This is a genomic window from Vibrio sp. 10N.222.46.A1 (genome assembly GCF_041473595.1).
Taxonomy (GTDB): domain Bacteria; phylum Pseudomonadota; class Gammaproteobacteria; order Enterobacterales; family Vibrionaceae; genus Vibrio; species Vibrio tasmaniensis_A.
On record NZ_JBFRSN010000186.1, the window covers coordinates 1 to 20,485 of the forward strand.

Below are 20,485 nucleotides of genomic sequence, written 5' to 3' on the forward strand. Positions count from 1 at the left end.
TTTGTTAAGTACTTAGGTTGGAGAGTTTCACCACCTGGTTGTCTCTCAATCACTACAACTTCATTGGCAATCATGAATGACAAATGTCCGTCTACTGTTCTTTTAATGATGCCTGAGTTATCGTTCGTGTATTCTGATAAGGTCAGAATGATATTGTCGTAGCTTTGCCCTTGTTCAATTATAACCCTAGCTAGACTCCACAATCCTTTGATTTTGGCTGTTTCTTTAATCAAATTATCGAAATTTACATTCAACTTCACTGTGCTACCTATTTATATTTAGTTGTGCGCGTCGTGACGATAATGCGCGTAATAAATCTAGTACATCTTTCACGCTGATCTTATCTCTTTTCGCCACAACGTCGGCCACCAGCGTTAATAACTCAAAGCGAGCATCCTCATCAATTACGAAGGTAAGCTGTGTTTCTTTCCTCCCCTCACGCATAAAGATGAACAAACCGTTGTTCTGATTGCGTACTGTGAGCATTTTGTCATTGTTGCTGCCGTGATTACCAATCGACATTTCTTCTCGATACAAGAGCAACGTTTCTAATAGAACACTGACTTCCGACTCTTTTAGTTGAACCAAAATTTTGTTTTCGTAGTCGTTGTTGTCGCTCTCTCTAGGGATAAGCTCAATGGCTACTGTGATGATCTTTCTAGTGTTGTGTTGCTGTGACACTTGAGCACATACACCGTTATTGAAATACCGTTTAATGTTCATGTTATCCCTTACGCTACCAAAGTGAGGTCATCGAGATAAGCGAGCTGTTCTCTAGCGTGAATAGCAGAGCTTATTGCCTTTCGGTGGGTGTTCATCGCCACGAATGCATCAAACGCCGAATCAGTAACGGGCCATTTGGCCAAACACCGCTTTGCCACTTCCTTTTCGATATCTGCTTTCGTCGTGACTAACTCAGCAGCATCGCTTTGCTCTGTAATCCATTGTCCTAATTGCCAGCTGAACGTTTCCAACTCAAGGTTATATAGTTCTAGATGTATGGACTCTTCGAGTTCGTTGAAATTAGCTCGAATGTGTGCATGAATGTAATCCATAGGGATTTCGCTATTAAAAAAGGCTTCTGCAGTCTCTTTAGCGCAAATCAACGCTTGATCACTTTTCATTGTGTTCATGACTCCTTTTCTTGTGCTTTTTTGCATTTTTCAAGGTATTCATCGTCCGATAATCGTCGCTGCAACAAACCTAGTGGTTCGTAGAGCGTGTGGTATTTGTATTTTGATTTGTTGTTGTTCATTTTGGTTAGTGAGTTCGCTTTAAAATTGCCGAGAACGCATGGCTCAATAGGTTGATTACCAAAAATGATAAGTGGTAACCCAGGTCGATGCTTATCGCGCTTTCTTATCCCGTTTTCATTCACATAGCTCAAGTTGGCAAAAACATGAGCTCGGACATCGCTAATTTGGACGATTTGATCTTTTGCATTGTGACTCACTCTTTCATCAATCATATCGCTGACTGTAGACATACTGGTGTTGTCGTCATTGAACTTAGCTAAGATGTCGGGAATGTCTGCGTACTCACGAAATACCGCTTTTGTATTGGCCTCTGTCCAGTGAAGAGTAAATTTAACGGTATTGCTATCACCAATGATGAGTTGTCGCTGTACCGACCGAGAGCTCATTGATTGAAATTGTTCACGAAGAAATGTAGAGCGCTTTCTCATGTTCGGAAACATTTCCTTCAGCTGATCACCAAACTGCTCTTTTAGGGAATTAAGTCGTACGGCTTTTTCTTTCGCTGCAGCAACCAATTCATCCTTACCAGTTATCTGTAAAAAACCAATGAGTCGTGTTGGGTATGGCGAAGATTCCGAACGGTAGTGAGGCATAAGTACATTACGCAACGGTTCAATGATGTCTGAAATAGAATCGGCAGTCAGAGGATTAACTTCGACATGATCTTTGAGTTTTAACTTATCCGGCATTTGAAACCCAAATAACGGGGCCTGGATCAGTTCACACTTACTCAATGCGTCGAGTAAGTTAGGAATGGCCACAAGTTTTATTTCTTCATAGGTTTTGATAACCGGTACATCTTCTTGGAACTGACTCATATTCGACCCTCAATTGGTTACATACTAACGAGAGTATGACTTATAAACTTCAACAGTGCCAATGCTCGACCCGCCGGAGAAATGGAAGGAAGGAAGAAAAAGAAGAAAAGAAATAAATGTGCATCATTTTCAACAAATCCAAGTGATTAAGGCTTAATGCAAGGGTGAAGCGCCGATTAAAGCCCTCCTAGCATTGTTAGTATGTTACCAAATAAATGATTTACAATATACATTGTAAATCATTTTACTCGTTTCTGTTTGCGATGTGAATAGTATTATTAAGAATGGTTTTGTTGGTAGTGGCAGCTATATCGATTCTGTGTTTACATCAAGGTAGCTTCTATAAACAAAAACCGCTGCAATAATGGCAGCGGTTTTTTATGACTATAAGCAGGTGTAGTAAGTGTTATAAATTCTACAGTTTTCGCCTTTATAATTGCATTCCTCTTTTGAGGTGTAAGCTTTATCACCTTTTTTACAAATCCCATCCATATGGTCTAATCTTCTGTTTCCCGTACTGCCCCCTTTTACCCAATGCCCTACCCTTATGACACTCAGATTTACTCTCTGCAAAGAAGCTATCTTCTGTTCATTTATTTTAGATTGACTCTGAACGTTTGTTAGATAGTTATTTCCGTAACGTACGTTATTTGTTTGACTTGTTCCTGCATTTAATGTGGACGTATTGATGGCTTGATTATTGCGCATTATAAGGGTTGAAGCCGTTAGATTTGACGCGGTTAGTCCTGCGTTAAAGTGCTGGTCAGCCGTGAATGTATTTCCTACATCTTTTCTCGCCAAAGAACTCGAATCCAAGCCCCTTACTCTATTGGTATCCACTGCTGTGGAATTCTTCCTTAAAAGTAAATTATCCAGATCTCTATTTCTATGATAAACCTTGCCATTTCCACTAAATACTAAGGCACCATTAACACTCATACCACTATCGGCATTTGTTCTTCCCTTGTTATTCAAAGTCGATACAGTTGCATGGTTTAACTTAGCTGTGTCCAAATTAGCTACCGTTGCTGTCAAATTCGTTACAGTGTCTTTATTTATCTTCGTTACACCAGAGGCAGCCATATTAGTGGTGTTCGCTGTGGTTATTGTTGCTGATGTGCCAGCGAGTTCAATTATTGTGGCTGTTTTCGCTTCTATTAGGTTTATCTCTGACAAGTTTTGGTTGTTAACGTCCAAATTAGTGTGCATCGTATTTAGCTCACCTGACGGGTCCTTAAATCTAGATAATCCGCTTTGCATAGCCACTGATGTTTGGTCTGCACTCACATCGAAAATCAATTTTGAGCCAACTAATTCTCCATTATTTCGTTCTGCCATATCCCCCAACAAAGCCAGCTGTGTCTTGTCGCTAGTTCGTAAGGTGATCGTTAATCGATACTTTGACCCTTTAATTGCTCCAGTGATAGAGCCGAATGGAGTTGCAAAATCCCCGTTGTAGTTGGTCACGCCTTTTAATGAGGATGGCCATGTTGCCATATTTTTTGTGTAATGGCTGCGAAGAGCGTTAGCCAACCTCGCTACTTCATTTTGGGTTCGTGTTATAAGGCTTACATTTGCTTGTGACGTAAACTCCATTTTTTTGTGACCGTCGGCGTATGCTATGGGAGCAGTACAAATAAACGATAGAACTACAAGCGTTGCGGTTATGTATTTCATGGTGTTTGCTCCTATTGACATGTTAAAACTTCACCATATAAAAATGTGTTTGAAGGCCGGTTATAGTTATCACATTGAGTTGAAGTCCAGTCTGAGTGACAGGAGTTTTGTTGATGATATGCGTTCACTACGTTTTGGCCGGTTTTCTTACATAACTCTCCAACTATCGCAGTAAAATCGGACTGACCTCTAGGTTGATTGTGATAACCAAATCTAGTTACGAATCTCCAGTGACCAACAGGAAATGAGCCACTGACATTAAATTTACGGCTTAACGCATCCAAGTTGATAGTGTTTCTATCAACCCTTGCGTATGTACTGCTGGCCCACTCATTCCCTACATAAGCGTTACCGATCGTTGCTACTGAAGAGTTCACCTGATTGGTATGTGCGTTTCCTTTGACGCGTACGTTAGTGGATTTAGTCGTAGATGCTGATGCATTTCTTGTGATCGTATTTGTACCATTAAATACGTTGGATTTGTCATTTCGTGCAAAATTGGCGGCCAAAATATTATCCAGCCTTGTGGCATTTTGAGCCATGACTCCAAGGCCTAAGTAGCGGGTATCTAAATCTTCACCTTCGTAGAATACTTTACCGTCATTATTTATAACGACATGGCCACCAGCGGCAATGACACCATCATTTTCTAGAGTCCCTACTGTAAATGCTGATGCAACCGTTAACTCAGTCGCTAAATTTGCCCTCGTTATTGTTACGTCTTGAGCTGCTTGATTCTGCACGTTAAGTACATTTAAAGAGGCTTTGTCAACTACACTATTAGTTATAGATACCGCATCTAAATTGGAATTGCTTATCTTGGCTGTGTCAAATTCAGCTGATTTTACCCCTGCATTTTGGACATTATTCAGATCATGCCCGTTCATGAGGATATTTGCGTACATCTTGTTTTTCTCACCAGATGCGTCCGTATATCGAGAAAGTGCTTTGTCTGTGAAATTCATCGATACCGGGGCATCTAAGTCATATCTAATAGTCGATCCTGACATTGAACCGCCACTTGTTTTTACCATGCTCGACAAATTAGCTAGTACGTTACCGGATAGGCCACTGGTTACAACGCTTACTGAGTAGCCATTTAGAGTTTGTGTACCCGATATTTTTCCAAATGGTGTGTTAAAGTCACCATTGTAATATTTAGATATATTGGCAATGCTTGATGGCCAAGCTTCTTTAGCTTGGTAGTATTTATTTAGTGATTTTATTAATGTTTTTAGTTCTACTTTTGTGTCAGCAATTAGTTCCAAATTGTTTTCGGTCGTTACATTTTGTTTTCTCAGATGTTCACCGGAAGCAAGCGCATGGTGGCTTAGTGAACCTAGTGTAATTACGCACACTAAGTTTAGTATTTTCAGTTTCATAACCTGTCCTTAGTTCCAAACGCCTATTTGGGCAGTACCTTGATTTTGAATCTTCCTTTCAACTTCTTTAATTTTGTTTACATTGTGTATCCGAGAGCGATTATCGTAAGACTGAGCATTTTTACCGTTTATTGTCGCTCTGCTTGTGGCTTTTATTTGATTACCATAAATTCGACCATTCACCGTTGTATTGGATGCTGTTACTGTTCCTGTTGTTAGTTGGCCGTTAACAACTAACGAGTTGTTAAATTTCTGACTGTGACGAAAATTATTTACTTTGTTGCGTTGTAAAAACCTTGCTCCATCTACGCCACCTAACCTTAGACTGTCATCCGCCTTAGAATTAATACCTAGATAGCGGTGCGTTACGTCTTGACCTTGGTATTTAATCACGCCGCCATTAGCAATAACATTGTAACCTCCAGCGTTAACTTTAGAGACATCGATCCTGGGAGTTGAATTAATTACACCATTGTTTACCAGTGTTGTGATTCCTGTCGTTTTGTAATTAGCGACATCAGCATTTAACTGAGTTACTAATTCTGTACCTACAGTTTGTTCCGTAATGTTGGCATTGACGACATTCAAATTAGTTGCGAGGCTCGTTTTTATCGTGGCGTTGACTACGTTTGCTGTTTGAATGTTTGTGTTATCTATTCCAGTAATATCATTGCCGTTCATGTTGACTGCAGCGTGGAGTTTGTTTCGTTCCCCCCCTCCTTGGACATCTTCAAATCGTGAGATGATGTTATTTAGTGGGGCGTATTGGTTAGGCGAGGCTATTGGAAAATTGAGAATGTTACCTGTTAGAGTTCCGGCATTCTTAGAAGCCATCGCGTTAAGCATGGTAATCAAATTTTTATCACTGCTTCTAACGCTTACAGTTAAATTAAACCCGGTAGGTGTCGGTGAACCGGTAATAGTTCCTGCCGGTGTAATAAAGCTACCTGAATAGAATGTTGAGATATCTGCTAACGCAGTTGGCCAAGTGCCACTATTTGATATGTAGTATTGCTGAACACCTGTAATTACACGCTTGACAATATCTTTTGTTAAACGTGTAGTTTGCTGGTGGCTTGTATGAGTTGTTAAAGCCTTATTTTGTGCTTGGAGGCTGTTTGCTAGTACTGGCATTGATGAAGCCGCAATTAGCCCGAATAACATGCTTAATGCTATCGGTTTTATGCGAAATTTCATAGATCACCCCTGACGAGTAAGTTATATGAAATGTTGCCGCATCACCGTTTAACACACCGCAAGTCAACACAAGATTTTAATGCATTACAGTATACATTATATTCTTGCAATCCTAAAATTTTTACAATTATCCTCAACTATTTCTTGTTAGCTAACCTACAACACTCTCAATTAACTAATTTTTTTACACTATATAGTATTTTTTTCCAATTCCTGTGTAGGACTGCATAGGGGGGTGTTATAGTGAACACATAAAGTATAAGTATACGAACTGTTCAATTAAGGATTAATTATGAAACGTCTTCAAGCCTCTTTCCTAGCTATATCTGTGCTAGCATCGTTACCTGCAGTTGCTGTTGTCAATGGCACAAATGTGTCTTCGTCAACTTACCAAGATTATGTTCTTAAAGTTGACTTTAACGGTTCAAATTGTGGTGGAGCGTTAATCGGTTCCGAGTATTTCCTTACAGCAAAACACTGTCTGGTTGGTGGTATTGGTTCGACAGGTATTATGAAGTATGGCCAAAGTATCAAGAATGAAACCACGGCTTCTGTAGGATATACCATTGTAAAAACGGGGGAAGATTCGGGTTTAGCAGCTGATTGGGTGGCCAACACGGATGCTCGATTCGCTACTTTACTTGCGGCTGACAGTGGCTTGACTGGATACTCATTGAAAGATTCAAAAGTCAATAAAGATTGGGCGCTTTTGAAATTAGATTCTAAAATTGGTCACAGTACAGGCGCTATTCTATCTCCTCTGTATGATTTTGGTACCAAAACAAATAATTTGCCGTTAGATACAAAGATGACCTTTCGTGGGTTTGGTATCGATAGTTCGGGTTCAGCACCGAGCATCATGCAAACTTCGCAATTTAAAACGAACAACTCATGGCATCAAGCACGAACTGAAGGTAAGGGGTTTGGTGACGTGTATGACGCAGAAGTAGGTGTTGATATTCCCATTGTTTGCCTAGCGACTACATACAATGGGACTACAGGTGATATTTGTTACTGGGATGGATACGACACAGTTGAACTATGGAATGTAGGGACTACTGAATTAGGAGCTGGCGATAGTGGTACTCCTCTTTCACATGACAACAAGATCCTTGCAATTGCTTCATCAAGTGCTTGGTCAAACAAAGACGTTTTTCAGCACTTTACATATTCTATGGATCATATTGCCTCTGCAATTAATAAAGTTATCTACCCTAACGCACATAAGCAAGTAACCAGTGGTGATAGCTCAACTCAAGCATTCACTGTAGCTATTCAAAACTTCTCTGGATCAAGTGTTAATCTTGCGCCAACGCTTGTTGATCCTACGGGACAGTTTAGTGCTGTTGTTGCAGGCTGTGTTGGAATCCTTGATGCTAAACAAGGTTGTTTAATGACGGCTTCATTTGATCCGAAAGGTGTTGGTATTACGTCAACATTCACCGCATCTATAGATATGGGTAACGGGGAGTCAGTACCACTTAAAATAAGTGTTAAACCAACCACTAAAAGCACTCCCGCTGCAGCACCTAGTGGTGGTTCGGGTGGGTCTATGGGCTTATTTTCAATGCTCGCTCTTATGAGTTTTGGATGGTTGCGCCGAAAAGCTTAATTAAAAATTTATGATCTAGCCCAACACTATATAATTTAGTGTTGGGCTTTTTTATTGGAAATTTCAATTAAAAAATGCTGAGTTTTTTACAAGCCATATCTGACTCGAACCTAGCTGACTAAAGTGGCGCATCTCTAACAGGGTTTCTTGAGCTACAGTAAGTGGGTACAATGTTCTTATGCAGAATTAGCTCTGCTGCCAGTTCAATACCTTTCTTCATAATACGATTTCCTATTTATGCTGGCGCACCTTAAAAGGTTGGTCGTTAGTATGATTCTTACGATTCAGCAAATTAACTAGCTGTTTTCTTAGCGGTGAAGTTGACGGATGAGACTCTACTAGGCTTCTTACGTCTTCCAGTAGTTCTGTTAAATATTTCTCTTGTCCTGACATCTCGTTTTCCAAATTAATGATTTTGTAAAAAAACTTATTTTTTTACATCAATTGAGTCTTCAAAATACGGGGCTCGACTTATACTTTGTCAGTGTCCGTACTAGACTCAGCCTCTAAAACAATCGCACAACCTTCCAGCATTTTTGCCACTGCCCTGCACTCACTAGCGGTTAAGTCTACACCTTGAGAATTCACCGGCTCATCACTGTCAGGTGCCAAGCACTCTATGTTCAACCGAGCGTACCCTTTAAGCGAACTTTCAGCAGTCACCTTGTAACCATTAGCATTGGCTGTTTCTTGTGCTCCTACATCTCCGGCATGGATAAATTGCGAAATAACGGTCATTTTACTTATCTCCTATTTCCTAATTAATTGATTTTTTTAGTGTAAGTCCGTTTAGGTCGCATTCTGTAAGAATGTAATTCCTCAGCATACAGCCGACCTTTACTAGTAAATTGCCACTATTGCTTTGCGTTACCGTAATGTTCATTTATCGTTTATTGTGTAGCTTTCTTGAAAGCAGCAATACCAGCATCACAAAGCGGTTTTGTGATAGGTTTTGAAGCGTTATGAGTTTTCTTAAGACCAGAGTTAGTATATTCAGCACACCAAACACTATCTTCTTTACCAGTGGTCTTATTGCGATAGTGAACACTTAAGTAACTTAAATCGTTAATCTCGACCTTAAGGATGTCAGAACCATCATATTTGTTTGGCAATGTGACTAGCACCTGATTCGCTTGAACTTTAGTAGGTTTCTTACTAAAAGCTGACGTTTGTGCGTAGGCCAATTGAGGCGAAAAGGCTAAGACCGCAATAGCGGCTAGAATAGATTTTAATCGCATATTTAATGAACTCCTTGTTTAATTTAATCACCCAGCCTTGGTACATGCTTCCTACTTTAGTGATCTGTTAATTTCACGAATAAAAGTAATGTACTGAATTAAGCCGATACCCAGTACTACAACCACGAAAACACTAGATGTAATCATCCAGGTGTTATCGCTCGAATAATACCCATACACACCAGTACCAATGCTAACTAGTACGCCAAGCGCCATTCGAGCATAAATATTAAATAATCGTCCTTCTTCGTTCACGAATTTCCCATCCTAAAAATCTTTAGTAATATCAGCCCAGGTTCTTATGAATTTTGTAAATTTTGGATAACCCTGTGTAATAAGCTTGTCATTGGTCAGGGCTTCAAAATCCGAACTAAAACTCTTGCATGATGTATGTGACATAACAGATGTCATTACAACCCCAAGAAGGGTGTCTTTTTCAAGACCTGTGTTTGTCATTCTTTCAGCAGCTTCTAGCGCTGTAATAATGCTTTGGAACCCAGTTGAATTAACAGATGTAATAGTAAGCTTAGAGGCACATTTACTTTCGACGAAGTCTTTATGCATTACAGTAAACTTGGCTCTATTAGGTGCCATTGTTCCTAATGCTAACAAGTAGCCCTCAAAACCCAAATCATTTTCATTACTTGATGAAGCTGCTATCGAAGGTGCTGACAAAGCCACGGTTAACACTAACGCCGAATATTTAATTAACATGTAGTTTATTCCTTTGAATTGATTTCTTGGTCCCACTCTATTTTGAGCTTTCAATGTTACTCACAGTCCATATAGAGGGATGTAGTTGTCCAGAAAGAAGTCACTAGAACTACAAAATAACCTTTACTTTACTTCTTTCCCTTTACTTGAAACTTAGAAGCTAGATCTGAGCGGGAACATTTTATAATTGGAGCTATTGCCATAAAAAGCACCCCGCTTGCGAAAGCCATAATTGCCATTGATGCTGTGTTTAAAATGTCATTGCTAGTTCTATTAGTCTCGTACACCACAACACCCGATAGCATTGCTCCAATCGCAAAAAATATTACATTTTTTATGGAGTGTTTGGTACGCCAAAGACCACATCGATCCGATTGAGCATTATATTGGCTTACTTCCTCAGTAATGTTGATTCGGTCTATCACTAACTTTATATCTATCAGTCCAGAATTATTTTTAATATCAACGGAGTGACTCACCAATTCTAGTGCTGAAGGCCATTCTTCAGGCCAAACGTCTAGTATCGAGACTCCATAGGCTCGTAACATCGGAAGAGCATATGCAAAGTGACTGACTTTTTTGATAAACCGATCGTCCAATACTGCCCATACATCAGTCCCCCACGCCATATTGAGTGTGAAAATTTTGATTCTGTTCGCTTCAGGGTAGTTCTTGATCATTACGCGAGCAGGTATGTGAGGGATATTATGATAGCGGCAAAAGTTTACTCTATTCTTGCCTTCTCCAGCCAAGAATAAACTGAGTTCTGGTATGTAAGTATAGAATGTATCTATTATTCCCGATTCGGAATATATGTAATCTATGACTTCATCTTTCTCGATAGTTGATATGTTTGGGTCTGGCCATACTCTCCAACTACAACCTAAAATGTGGTCAGTAGGAACATTCATTACAACTTGTTTATCGTTTGAAAATTCTCTTGGCAAAAAAGGTAAAATACTTGACAGGAAATCAGACCCAAAGTGAGGGCCATATTCACCTCCGGCTGCAGGGCCATGCAAGTCGCTAGGTATATTTTCGGGCGCTTTCCTAGCGATAGTATCAATATCATACTTTAGACTAGCCAATCGGCGTGCCGCATCAGCGACTGGATTATCTTCAATACTTATAAGGCCTCCGATGTTAGGTAATACCACTTGTTCCCTGTCATTTTGTGTAGTCATCTGGCTAATTCCTTTCGGATTTCCCTCGTAAAGTTTTGCATTGGTTAGTTTCAAACCTATACCGATGCGTTTAGCTTAAACGGTATTCACGAATATTTTCTTCATCACTATTGGCATCACCTACCAGAGTAGGTTTAATCCAAATCAATTCAGAAACCGCCAAAGCTTCTCCTTTACGTTGATTTCGCCAATGCCCTCTACGCCAGTGTTGTTTATTGCTCGTAGCGTTCCCATTAACTGGGCTCATTGTCGATTCATCTAAGTCGAGTCGAATATAAGTTACAGGCAAGTACCCCATTGACTTCAGTTGGCTTTCTGCTTTTTGTTTTTGTTTTGGAGTTTTAGCATTACTCAGTTTTTCTATTAATGACTTCGGAGCATCTGATGGGAAGTCTGTTTCCAATAAACGATGTAATGAAAGGTAGCAAAGGCAATTAGCTAAATACTCCATCGCCTGTTGGATAGCCTGTCTACCACTACTCAGATCCATTGTTTCTCGCTTTGCTCGTTGCTCTCTCAAATCTATGATAGCTGGATCTTCAATCGGCATTGACTTGGTAGCAAGTTCCCATTTGCTTGCGATTTCTACATCAATAGTTTGTTGGATAATATCGCCCAATGGTGTGTCAGATTCTTTAGAGAGTGGCAAATAGAAGTAACCTGATGGCGATGCCATCCAGTGAGATGAACCGTTGAGTGGTTTGATGACTAAGCATACTTGCAATAGCGTTGGAACATCTACGATATATGCGCCTGTAATCTCTAGGTTTCCCCACGAAACAGATTTATGGAATTGCACAAAGTAGTAAGGGTAAGGCGACTTTAATGCGCTAATTGGTACTTCTGAGGCTTTAGTGTTTGAAAGCATTTCACCTATACGATCAGTGAACGAAAATAGGTTGTGACCATTTGCAGCAAAAGCACCATAGTACATAGCCAAGCTAATTTCAGGCATAAGGTCGATACTAATACTATCTTTATGTATCTTCCCCTGCTCAAGAGCAGCATTCCATTCTCGACTGATTGCCGCTTGAATAGATTGGATGGAGTTACCACTAAAACCAAACTGATTAATAGTGTGCTTTGCCGTTTTTGAAAAAGGGCGATTACGTTGATACCATATCGGATGGTAACTATTTGAGTTCATGGTTTTTCCATTTCATTAGTCAGCAAAAAAGTGTTGTTTATTGTGGTATGGACGGTACTGAACTCAGCGACTCGAAACGCAAAGCACCTTTAGCCCATCTATCACCAGACCTAGCAGCATCGTTTAAACCATGCTTAGAAGTCAGTATCCAAGTAGGCAACTTTTTCTTTGCTGCTCGCGAAAAGTACCTTTTACTGCAGTCCTCAATGAATGTTTTAATTCGGTTGGCAATGTCATCTGGAAGACAGTATTGCGCGTCCTCCATATAGCGAATTGTCTCTTCATATTGAAGATACTTCGGTAAAACTTCCGATTTATCCCAAACAATCATGGGCATTTCTACTGCATCCATGCGAGAACCTTTGGGTAGATAGGTTGTATTCGGATCGAGAATGTACCCCTGTGTTTCAACCCAAAAGTGGCTTGGTTGTTCTGATGTAAATCCTCTAAAGCCCTCTAAACGAGCATCACGGCCATCGATAGACATAGTAAATACGCCCACATTTCCACCGACAATACTGGACTTTACACCTGCATTTAACAGGATGGTATGTATCGCACAAGCACTATATAAACACCTGATATCGTAGTCATTTGGAAAGCTCTTTCTTAAGCACCAATCTGTGCTTGCAAACAAGTCAACTATATTTACACTTCCTACTCGCATATCCTTTTCCTATTACGATTGGACGCCCGTTCTAGCGCACAGTACGTCACCTTTATTACATTCCATCGTCGTTAATTTATGATACGTAACCTAAGCAAGGAGTAGTTTCGATACCAGCCAATTTCAGGGTAGTGTGCATAATTGCTGTAGAGGCATAGCAAGCTCCACCCCAGGAGTAGTTTTCTATAAGTTCTGCCATCGCGCTGGCAATTCTATCTACGTTCACAAACTTCATCGCTATTCCCTTTAGTTAATTACTTCTGTCAAAGGCGCTAAATTCAGCTATTTCAATGCCTTTTGCACAAGCTCGATTTTTCCTACGTTAAGTTAAGGAGATTTCGCCATTCAGCATCTTGTACGTGCAGATTCGCTAGTTCTGCGTCTTCAGCCTCAGAAAGACCTCTATCGAGAGCCGCCAGGAATGCAATTCTATCTAAGATCCCCCCGTATTCAGGGTGACTGTTCTTGGCCTCTGCGAAAGTCATATCGTTTTCCACGTTTCCCACGTTGGTTAAGTGTTCGATGAGCGAATCAAATCACGCTTCATTGCCATACGATAAGCGGTACGTGTACCGACTCGATCCCCTGAGCACTTGGGTACTCGTTTTGATCGACATTTCTTGCTAAAAAGACTCGCGTTCGATGCAGGATCAATAACTTGTTTAATAAATGGTTTCACTGCTTATTCCTTGTTGTAGAATCGTGGTTGCCATATCAATTCCATTGCTGTTTGGTAGTGGCGATGCTCTTAACTATTACGACTGGACGGCAGTTTCTTCATATTCAATCGCTAGCCAAATGTTCCCTTCAACAAATTGACCTCGATAGAACAAGCGGTCTTGACGTACTGACCAGTCCCTTAGTTGATCTTCTAAAAATGCTGAGCCACCGTGAATTAAAGGAAGGCTTTTAGGAGGCTTAATGTCTTTACAGCGGAAATGGGGTAATGACCATAATCGGTATGGTTTCTTGTCTCGACAAAATGAGACTGGCGCACAGAGTTTATGTGATAAACCCTCTTTCACTTCACCTTCTTCAATATAAATATACTCACGGATCATTTGAAATTCCCTAATCTACTTTTCCCAAAATACTGACAGGTTCCTCGTAACTAACAGGCCACCAGCGCTTGCCATTGAAACTATATGAAAAAGCTCGTTTCCCCGATGAATACGTAGCAAATTTAAACTGCATGTGAGGCGCATCTTTGATGTTTTGCTGCTTACAATAATCACAAATCCATTGCTTGATGGCCTTGTTCTTCAATTTAAGTTCCCATTAGACATTAGTTTCTTGGTAGTTATAGCCTTGGGTAGCTCGATACTCATCTTTGTGAGCCGTACCACCGAACGCTAATCGGTCTGATAGTTGACGCAGTTCATTTTCATCCCAGATATTTACTTCGATACAGTTAAAGGGAGCATTTAAGAATCTACGTTTTTCGCCTTTTGTTAACTCTGACCAATACGCACCAAATACCTTAAACTCATCGTTGAGGTACTTTTCAATTGTGGTGATCCGTTGTTGACCATCTAAGAGCGCTCCCGAGAACTTTCTAGGCTTACCTTCAGAGCCTTCATAATCGTTAGCATTAAGAACGTAAACGCCGTGATACAGGTCTAAATAGATTGACTCGATCAAACGCTGTTGCTGCACTTCATCCCATTCATAGGGACGTTGCCAGGCAGGGAGTGGTAAACCCATAACATATCTTTTAGACCAACCACATTCACGCTCATCCGAGCGTTTCTGTATATAAACTAAATGCTCGACATTAAAAGCTCGATGCTGGCCTAGTGGTTGTCGTTGTGGAATAAACATAGGTTACTAGTCTCTTAATAAAACAAATCAATAGACACATTACAACACACCTTTAATGTGCTGTAAATTAATTTGGATATACTCTTTCGAAATAAACCCCCAACTCGTTATTTCATACCAACCAGTACGATCTGAACCAACTCGATTAAGTTCTACATCAAGGTCTACCAATGACTTTATTAAAGCCTGAATTGTACGTCTACCCATGCCAGTTTTAGCTTCTAACAAAGGAACTGTATTTACCCCACTATCTATCAAAGAAAGTAAGTACAGACGTTTGTAGTTAGCAATTCCGCTACGTGTTTTGTTCTGCATTTCACTTCTCTACCGCAAGCATGTTCATGATGAGTCGAATAATCGTGTCTTTCTGACTAGGCTCAGACTCCGCAACTAACAGTGTTAGTGCAGCCAATCCAGAATCATTGATAACGGCACTACCTTCCGCATCATAGAGGCGATTATTGCGATGGAGAAAGTCTGCAAACAAAAAAGCCGCGCTCCGTTTGTTGCCATCATTAAAGACATGATTCTTTACACAAAAATACAGCAAGTGTGCAGCTTTGCTTTCAATGGTCGGGTAAGCATCTTCACCAAATACGCTCTGGTTTAAGTTACCAAAGATACTAGAAAGCCCACCAGCACCTCTGTCACGCGCAAATAACTCGGTGGCCTCACCTTTAGCCATAAGATCGACTTTAAGCTCTGAAAGAGCCTGTAGCGCGACTTCCGTTGATGGAAACTCACCACCTTGAATACCTCTAGGTTCAGTTAATAAACCTTCGTCATATCGTTGAAGCCATAAAAAGGTAGAGGTATAGCGACTGATGATATCTACGATGCCACGACTACTACTTAAAGTTAGCTCTGGCGACTTGACTGAACGTTGAATTAACTTGATTGCGGCCTCTAATTCCTGAGCATTTGACTCAAGACGACTGCTGTCAATGGCATAGCCTCGAATCAAATACTCCTTGAGTAGTTTGGTTGCCCACTGCCTAAACTGAACGCCAACTTTTGACTTAACTCGATAACCAACGGAGATTACAACATCCAAGCTATAAAACTTCACAGGTTTGTCTGAATTAGCAATGTGCATATTTTGCACATTGCTTTTTTCTTCAAGCTCACCTTCCTTGAAGACGTTATTTACGTGCTTGGTAATAACAGAACGTTCACGACCAAACAGATGACAAATCTGAGCTTGTGAAAGCCATGTTGTGTCGCTTTCGACGTTAACCTCAAGTCTGATTTCACCATCTTTTGATTCGAATATGTCGATCACTGAATTGCTCATTATCTAACCTTTTAATCCTGAAAAGTCCATTTGCGTACTTGTTTCAATCGTTTTATGGCACAGCTATATATTTAAAGGTCTTTAAACCTAACCGCTTTGCGTTCTCTTTCGCTGCTGCTTTAGAAACGAATGGATATACGTCTTTCGTTTCAAGACTACTTAAAGCTTCTTCAACAGAATCCACTAGCCAATGACCATCAACGCAAGGCTGTGTACCTCCGATTTGTCTATGGGTTAACTTGCCCGTTTCATCCATTGATGAAAATACTTTCTCATCCACGTAATTGAGTTCAATTTCCACGATTGAACCGTCTACCTTGTAAAACTTAGGGTATTTATGCCCAGTAACTAATAAATATCGCATATCTAACCTCAGTGTTACTTGAACATTTGGCTAACTTTTGTGCGCAACGTTTTCCTATCACGTTAAACGGTATTCTCGAACATCATCTTCATCACTATCGGCATCGCCCACCAGAGTAGGTTTAATCCAAATTAATTCAGAAATCGACAAAGACTGTCCTTTGCGTTGATTGCGCCAATGTCCTCTACGCCAGTGTTGTTTTTTACTCGTACCATCCCCTTTACCTGTACTTATTGTCGATTCATCTAAGTCAAGTCGAATATAAGTTACAGGCAAGTACCCCATTGACTTCAATTGGCTTTCTGCTTTTTGTTTTTGCTTTGTCGTTTTAGCATTATTCAGTTTGTCTAATAATGATTTCGGCGCATCTGATGGAAATTCTGTTTCCAATAAACGGTGTGATGAGAGATAGCAAAGACAATTAGCCAAATACTCCATTGCCTGTTGAATTGCTTGTCTACCACTACTTAGATCCATTGTTTCTCGCTTAGCTCGTTGCTCTCTCAAATCTATGATTGCGGGATCTTCAATCGGCATTGATTTGGTAGCGTGTTCCCATTTACTAGCAATTTCTGAATCAATCGTTTGTTGGATAATGTCGCCCAATGATGTGTCAGATTCTTTAGAGAGTGGCAAATAGAAGTAACCGGATGGTGAGGCCATCCAGTGTGATGAATCGTTGAGTGGTTTCAGAACAAGGCATACTTGCAATAATGTTGGAACATCTACGATATATGCACCTGTGATTTCTAAGTTTCCCCAAGAAACCGCTTTATGGAATTGAACAAAGTAGTAAGGATAAGGCGACTGTAATGCACTAATCGGCACTTCTGAGGCTTTAGTATTTGAAAGCATTTCACCTATGCGATCAGTAAACGAAAATAGGTTGTGACCATTTGCAGCAAAAGCACCATAGTACATAGCCAAGCTAATTTCTGGCATAAGGTCGGTACTGATACTATCTTTATGTATCTTCCCCTGCTCAAGAGCTGCGTTCCATTCTCTGCTGATTGTCGCTTGAATAGTTTGGATGGAGTTGCCACTAAAACCAAACTGACTAATGGTGTGCTTTGCCTTTTTAGAAAAAGGGCGATTGCGCTGATACCATATTGGATGATAGCTATTTGAGTTCATTCCACTACTCCTTTACCTATATGGATTTTTCATTCGATGGTTCATGATTTTCAATGACGAACCACGCTCCGTATTCTCTAGTTCGCTTTGCTATCTCAAACTTATCAATAAATTTTGAGATACTTGCCATTGCCACTTTGTCACTCACATAGTGATGTCCTCCAAGCGGCCTAATGTCATTTATTATGTGTTGTATGTGAAGCTCTTTTCCATCTTCAAGCACCGCTCTGACTCTATTCATGGTTCTCTTGAATGGTGTCATGTAATCGGTCTCCCCGCCTTTAACACCAGCTTGAGCGCAGCGCATGTCATCATTCAACAATTCAATTATGCGATGGGCTGTTTTACGAGAGCCGTGTTGAATTTTAGGTGCAACATCTTGATGAATAGTGTACTCATAGCTTCCCCATACGATAGTCCAATACCGCTCATCACTTATGCTGATATATGGTTGAGATTGTATATTGCGAGTCCTCATGTTAGGCCGCTTAGATATTGAGTAAACACCAATTCGGTATTGCTCTAGCATGATTTTTTTAAGATCGGACATTGACCCGTTTGTTCGACTTACGAATGCTATCAATAAGTGGGGAACCGCGATCTTTTGTTCATACCCTTTTCGATGCCATTCCTTTCTTTTTTCCGCATCAATTTGCCACCTAGCTAACTGTTCGATAACCGGATAGCTCAACGTTTTTTTGCACTCAATAACCTGGCATAGACTCCCTTTTACTCCAATAAAGTCAGGGCGACCATTAAATAGATCGATAACTACCTCTGGATACAAAGACCAGTTACTCAACTCAAGAAATACCTTGGCTACATCTGCTATTTCAGCTTCATTTTTTATAGGATCATCTCTCATAGGTCGCTCCTTTGGCCTTACTGATTGAGAAAGTGCAGGGTTTCGTTTTAGGATCGCCATAACAACTTGCTTTTTCTTTTACTCAACAAGAACAAGGTCTTGCTCAAGCTTTTTTACTTCGAGTTCAATCTGCTTCAAAGTTAGTTTTTTTTCGACAATAGATAGCTCAAGCAACTCGGAATTTTGTTCAGAATTGAGCTTATAGTTAAATGCGATACTACAGAGTGCTGTAGCGATAATTGCCAATAGAAAGACTTGTAACTTAACCATAACGTCACCTCAAATGTCGTCTTTTGTTAATCCGCGAATGTCCACTTTCTAACCTGTCTCATGCGATTTAGCCGCCTCTTGGCTGCCTCATCACGTTTAGTAAACCATTCGTGAATTGGCGCATATTGCCCCACATCCATAGCTATCGCCTTCTTTATGCTGTCAACCGAGAAACCACTTATAGTAGAAATATCTCTAAGGCCAATATCGCTTTTGTACGCTTCGATCAGAAACAGCCTGTGCAGGGACTTACGTGTAATCCCAACATCACTAAGTTTTGCAGAGTGAATAATTCCATCGACAAACTTGTTTAAGTGCGTTGAACTGTAAGCGATTTTGTCTCCCCTAACTCCACGTTTTTGCAACCCAAAAGGCTTAAATGTCAGTGGATTGATGATTAACAATGCTGTTGGCATTAAGCTCAAGTAACTTCGGTTGGGTGAACTAAGAACCCCCTCTGACCGCAGTAAAGCCAAATACTGCTCTAACGTTTTCTTGAGATCATCATTTAGCAATATGGGGCGCTCTTTTCCGTTATATGTTCTGTCAGCATCTAAAATAAATAGCTCATGCAAATCACCGTTTGCTGCCACAAGGTCTTGTACCATCAAGTTTGCTATTTCAATTTCTCGGAGTGCAGCGCAGCTCATTAGCTGTATCACTAGCTTGCCGATGATGCTCCATTTGTTCGTTCTGTTAATACTGACCTTGAGGATCTTGTTGTACTCGGCTCTAGTCGGTGGTCTACCTTTCACAATATCACGCATTTTTACAACCAATAATGCACATTGTAGCGCGTTACTACTCTTCGTAATAGAGCAAGTGGTAAGTTTTGGTCACAAAACCAACTAGTTAAGTCCTGCGTGTAGGAAAATCACGCTGCTGGCCGTTTTTCAGAAAAACATCTCTTAGTTTTCCCTTAAAGCCCCACCAAACAAAGCCTAGTTCGCTGAATTAAGCTTATCCCACTGCTAACGTGTGTGCGTATTCATTAATAAATAAGGATTTACACACATAGCACTACCTCAAATAATCGAAGCCAAAGATAAAACTGGCTCTTTAAAGTCACAGAACAAAGCCGAAATATGGTGGCAATTGCGGAAATGGCTTTGTGTTTGCTATCAAAAAAACGCTTGCAATACTATCATATAATTGATAGTATACATTCATGGTCAGAAACGACCTAGTTCTTTAACAATGTGAGGTGGTTATGAGTGAGGGCAACAATGCTACGCCTGTCACGTCTGAGCTTGAAAAGGCACAGATACGAGGTATTAACTCAGAGATACGCTTAAAGACGTTTGGCTTTTGCCAACGTTGGCTTATAATCTGGTTAACTATTGGCGGTTTCATCAAATTAGACTTAGCTAAGGAGGTGATTTCATGGATAAGTGGATAGAGAATCACATGATGCTGACTTCTGTTGTTATCATGGTTTCAGGTTTAACTTTAGGCTTCATCCTCTTCTAAAATAAGCCCCTTATGGGGCTTATTAACATTCAGAATCAAATGCACCCAAACAACAAACAACTCAAATTAATCCTAGAGCACCTTTTTAAAAGAGAGGAGCAAAGGCAGTTAGTAGAAGCCGTTTTAAGCAATAAGGTTTCATCTGTATATGAGGCTGAAAAACGGTTTGGAATTTCACCCAACACAGGAACCCGACACATAAAAAAGTACGAGAGTCATATCGAGTATTTAAAAAGTATCGGTCTCAAGCTGTAACAATCAATCACCTCACTAGCCCACTGTTTACAGTGGGTTTTTTATTATCCAGATAAGGGAAAAATGGAACAATCACACGAAGAGTGGCGCAAAAGTCAAGAGGCTGAAAGGCTTGCATTT

At 40.3% G+C, this 20,485-nt stretch carries 25 protein-coding genes; 2 read left to right on the forward strand and 23 right to left on the reverse strand.

From position 1 onward, the window contains the following. The 7 genes from AB4496_RS06325 to AB4496_RS06355 all read right to left on the reverse strand — a co-directional run. Positions 1–260, reverse strand: a 260-nt coding sequence (locus tag AB4496_RS06325; protein WP_372130701.1) for a hypothetical protein, incomplete at its 3' end; no start/stop codon positions are given. A 4-nt stretch (positions 261–264) separates the two neighbouring features. Further along, the gene (locus AB4496_RS06330; protein WP_102258421.1) at positions 265–723 is read right to left on the reverse strand and encodes a hypothetical protein; all 459 of its coding nucleotides are present in this window, start codon (positions 721–723) and stop codon (positions 265–267) included. 8 nt (positions 724–731) lie between these two features. Further along, positions 732–1,124, reverse strand: a complete 393-nt coding sequence (locus AB4496_RS06335) for a hypothetical protein (protein WP_133151987.1) — start codon at positions 1,122–1,124, stop codon at positions 732–734. Between the two features lie 5 nt (positions 1,125–1,129). Beyond that, positions 1,130–2,074, reverse strand: a complete 945-nt coding sequence (locus AB4496_RS06340) for a DNA replication terminus site-binding protein (protein WP_102258423.1) — start codon at positions 2,072–2,074, stop codon at positions 1,130–1,132. A 384-nt stretch (positions 2,075–2,458) separates the two neighbouring features. Next, positions 2,459–3,751, reverse strand: a complete 1,293-nt coding sequence (locus AB4496_RS06345) for a hypothetical protein (protein WP_102258424.1) — start codon at positions 3,749–3,751, stop codon at positions 2,459–2,461. A gap of 11 nt (positions 3,752–3,762) precedes the next feature. Continuing rightward, positions 3,763–5,133, reverse strand: a complete 1,371-nt coding sequence (locus AB4496_RS06350; protein WP_102258425.1) for a hypothetical protein — start codon at positions 5,131–5,133, stop codon at positions 3,763–3,765. Between the two features lie 9 nt (positions 5,134–5,142). Next, positions 5,143–6,330, reverse strand: a complete 1,188-nt coding sequence (locus tag AB4496_RS06355; protein WP_102258426.1) for a hypothetical protein — start codon at positions 6,328–6,330, stop codon at positions 5,143–5,145. Positions 6,331–6,622: 292 nt separating this feature from the next. Between AB4496_RS06355 and AB4496_RS06360 the strand changes: the two genes are divergently transcribed. After that, positions 6,623–7,942 carry a trypsin-like serine protease gene (locus AB4496_RS06360; protein WP_102258427.1) on the forward strand — a complete coding sequence of 440 codons (1,320 nt, stop codon included), beginning with the start codon at positions 6,623–6,625 and terminating at the stop codon, positions 7,940–7,942. A gap of 471 nt (positions 7,943–8,413) precedes the next feature. On the opposite strand, the gene AB4496_RS06365 is transcribed toward AB4496_RS06360, so the two are convergent. The 16 genes from AB4496_RS06365 to AB4496_RS06440 form a co-directional block, all read right to left on the reverse strand. Continuing rightward, the gene (locus AB4496_RS06365) at positions 8,414–8,680 is read right to left on the reverse strand and encodes a hypothetical protein (protein WP_102258428.1); all 267 of its coding nucleotides are present in this window, start codon (positions 8,678–8,680) and stop codon (positions 8,414–8,416) included. A gap of 152 nt (positions 8,681–8,832) precedes the next feature. Next, positions 8,833–9,180, reverse strand: coding sequence for a hypothetical protein (locus tag AB4496_RS06370; protein ID WP_102258429.1), 348 nt, complete (start codon positions 9,178–9,180; stop codon positions 8,833–8,835). A 267-nt stretch (positions 9,181–9,447) separates the two neighbouring features. Beyond that, positions 9,448–9,894 (reverse strand): hypothetical protein, encoded by a 447-nt coding sequence (locus AB4496_RS06375; protein ID WP_102258431.1) that lies wholly within the window; start codon positions 9,892–9,894, stop codon positions 9,448–9,450. A 128-nt stretch (positions 9,895–10,022) separates the two neighbouring features. Then, positions 10,023–11,078, reverse strand: a complete 1,056-nt coding sequence (locus tag AB4496_RS06380; RefSeq protein ID WP_102258432.1) for a hypothetical protein — start codon at positions 11,076–11,078, stop codon at positions 10,023–10,025. Positions 11,079–11,148: 70 nt separating this feature from the next. Then, on the reverse strand, positions 11,149–12,225 hold the full coding sequence (locus tag AB4496_RS06385) for a hypothetical protein (protein ID WP_102258433.1): 1,077 nt from the start codon (positions 12,223–12,225) through the stop codon (positions 11,149–11,151). A 37-nt stretch (positions 12,226–12,262) separates the two neighbouring features. Further along, positions 12,263–12,892, reverse strand: a complete 630-nt coding sequence (locus AB4496_RS06390; protein ID WP_102258434.1) for a hypothetical protein — start codon at positions 12,890–12,892, stop codon at positions 12,263–12,265. 317 nt (positions 12,893–13,209) lie between these two features. Then, positions 13,210–13,377: a hypothetical protein gene (locus AB4496_RS06395; RefSeq protein WP_157936409.1), complete on the reverse strand. Its 168-nt coding sequence runs from the start codon at positions 13,375–13,377 to the stop codon at positions 13,210–13,212. Between the two features lie 270 nt (positions 13,378–13,647). Continuing rightward, positions 13,648–13,953 carry a hypothetical protein gene (locus AB4496_RS06400; RefSeq protein WP_102258435.1) on the reverse strand — a complete coding sequence of 102 codons (306 nt, stop codon included), beginning with the start codon at positions 13,951–13,953 and terminating at the stop codon, positions 13,648–13,650. Between the two features lie 217 nt (positions 13,954–14,170). Beyond that, positions 14,171–14,596, reverse strand: coding sequence for a DUF262 domain-containing protein (locus AB4496_RS06405; RefSeq protein WP_170962758.1), 426 nt, complete (start codon positions 14,594–14,596; stop codon positions 14,171–14,173). A gap of 156 nt (positions 14,597–14,752) precedes the next feature. Next, entirely contained in the window at positions 14,753–15,028 is a 276-nt protein-coding gene (locus tag AB4496_RS06410) for a helix-turn-helix domain-containing protein (protein WP_102258438.1), read from the reverse strand. A 1-nt stretch (position 15,029) separates the two neighbouring features. Beyond that, the gene (rhuM, locus tag AB4496_RS06415) at positions 15,030–16,007 is read right to left on the reverse strand and encodes a RhuM family protein (protein WP_102258439.1); all 978 of its coding nucleotides are present in this window, start codon (positions 16,005–16,007) and stop codon (positions 15,030–15,032) included. Between the two features lie 52 nt (positions 16,008–16,059). After that, a complete protein-coding gene (locus AB4496_RS06420; protein ID WP_102258440.1) occupies positions 16,060–16,371 on the reverse strand; it encodes a hypothetical protein in 312 nt (103 codons plus the stop codon). A 57-nt stretch (positions 16,372–16,428) separates the two neighbouring features. Further along, complete coding sequence (locus tag AB4496_RS06425; protein WP_102258441.1) at positions 16,429–17,505, reverse strand: hypothetical protein; 1,077 nt, start codon at positions 17,503–17,505, stop codon at positions 16,429–16,431. Between the two features lie 16 nt (positions 17,506–17,521). Next, the gene (locus tag AB4496_RS06430; protein WP_102258442.1) at positions 17,522–18,370 is read right to left on the reverse strand and encodes a hypothetical protein; all 849 of its coding nucleotides are present in this window, start codon (positions 18,368–18,370) and stop codon (positions 17,522–17,524) included. A 78-nt stretch (positions 18,371–18,448) separates the two neighbouring features. Then, a complete protein-coding gene (locus AB4496_RS06435; RefSeq protein ID WP_102258443.1) occupies positions 18,449–18,640 on the reverse strand; it encodes a hypothetical protein in 192 nt (63 codons plus the stop codon). A 26-nt stretch (positions 18,641–18,666) separates the two neighbouring features. Next, the gene (locus AB4496_RS06440) at positions 18,667–19,407 is read right to left on the reverse strand and encodes a site-specific integrase (RefSeq protein ID WP_102258444.1); all 741 of its coding nucleotides are present in this window, start codon (positions 19,405–19,407) and stop codon (positions 18,667–18,669) included. Positions 19,408–20,149: 742 nt separating this feature from the next. Between AB4496_RS06440 and AB4496_RS06445 the strand changes: the two genes are divergently transcribed. Next, positions 20,150–20,365 (forward strand): helix-turn-helix domain-containing protein, encoded by a 216-nt coding sequence (locus tag AB4496_RS06445; RefSeq protein WP_029189208.1) that lies wholly within the window; start codon positions 20,150–20,152, stop codon positions 20,363–20,365. Positions 20,366–20,485 lie beyond the last annotated feature (120 nt).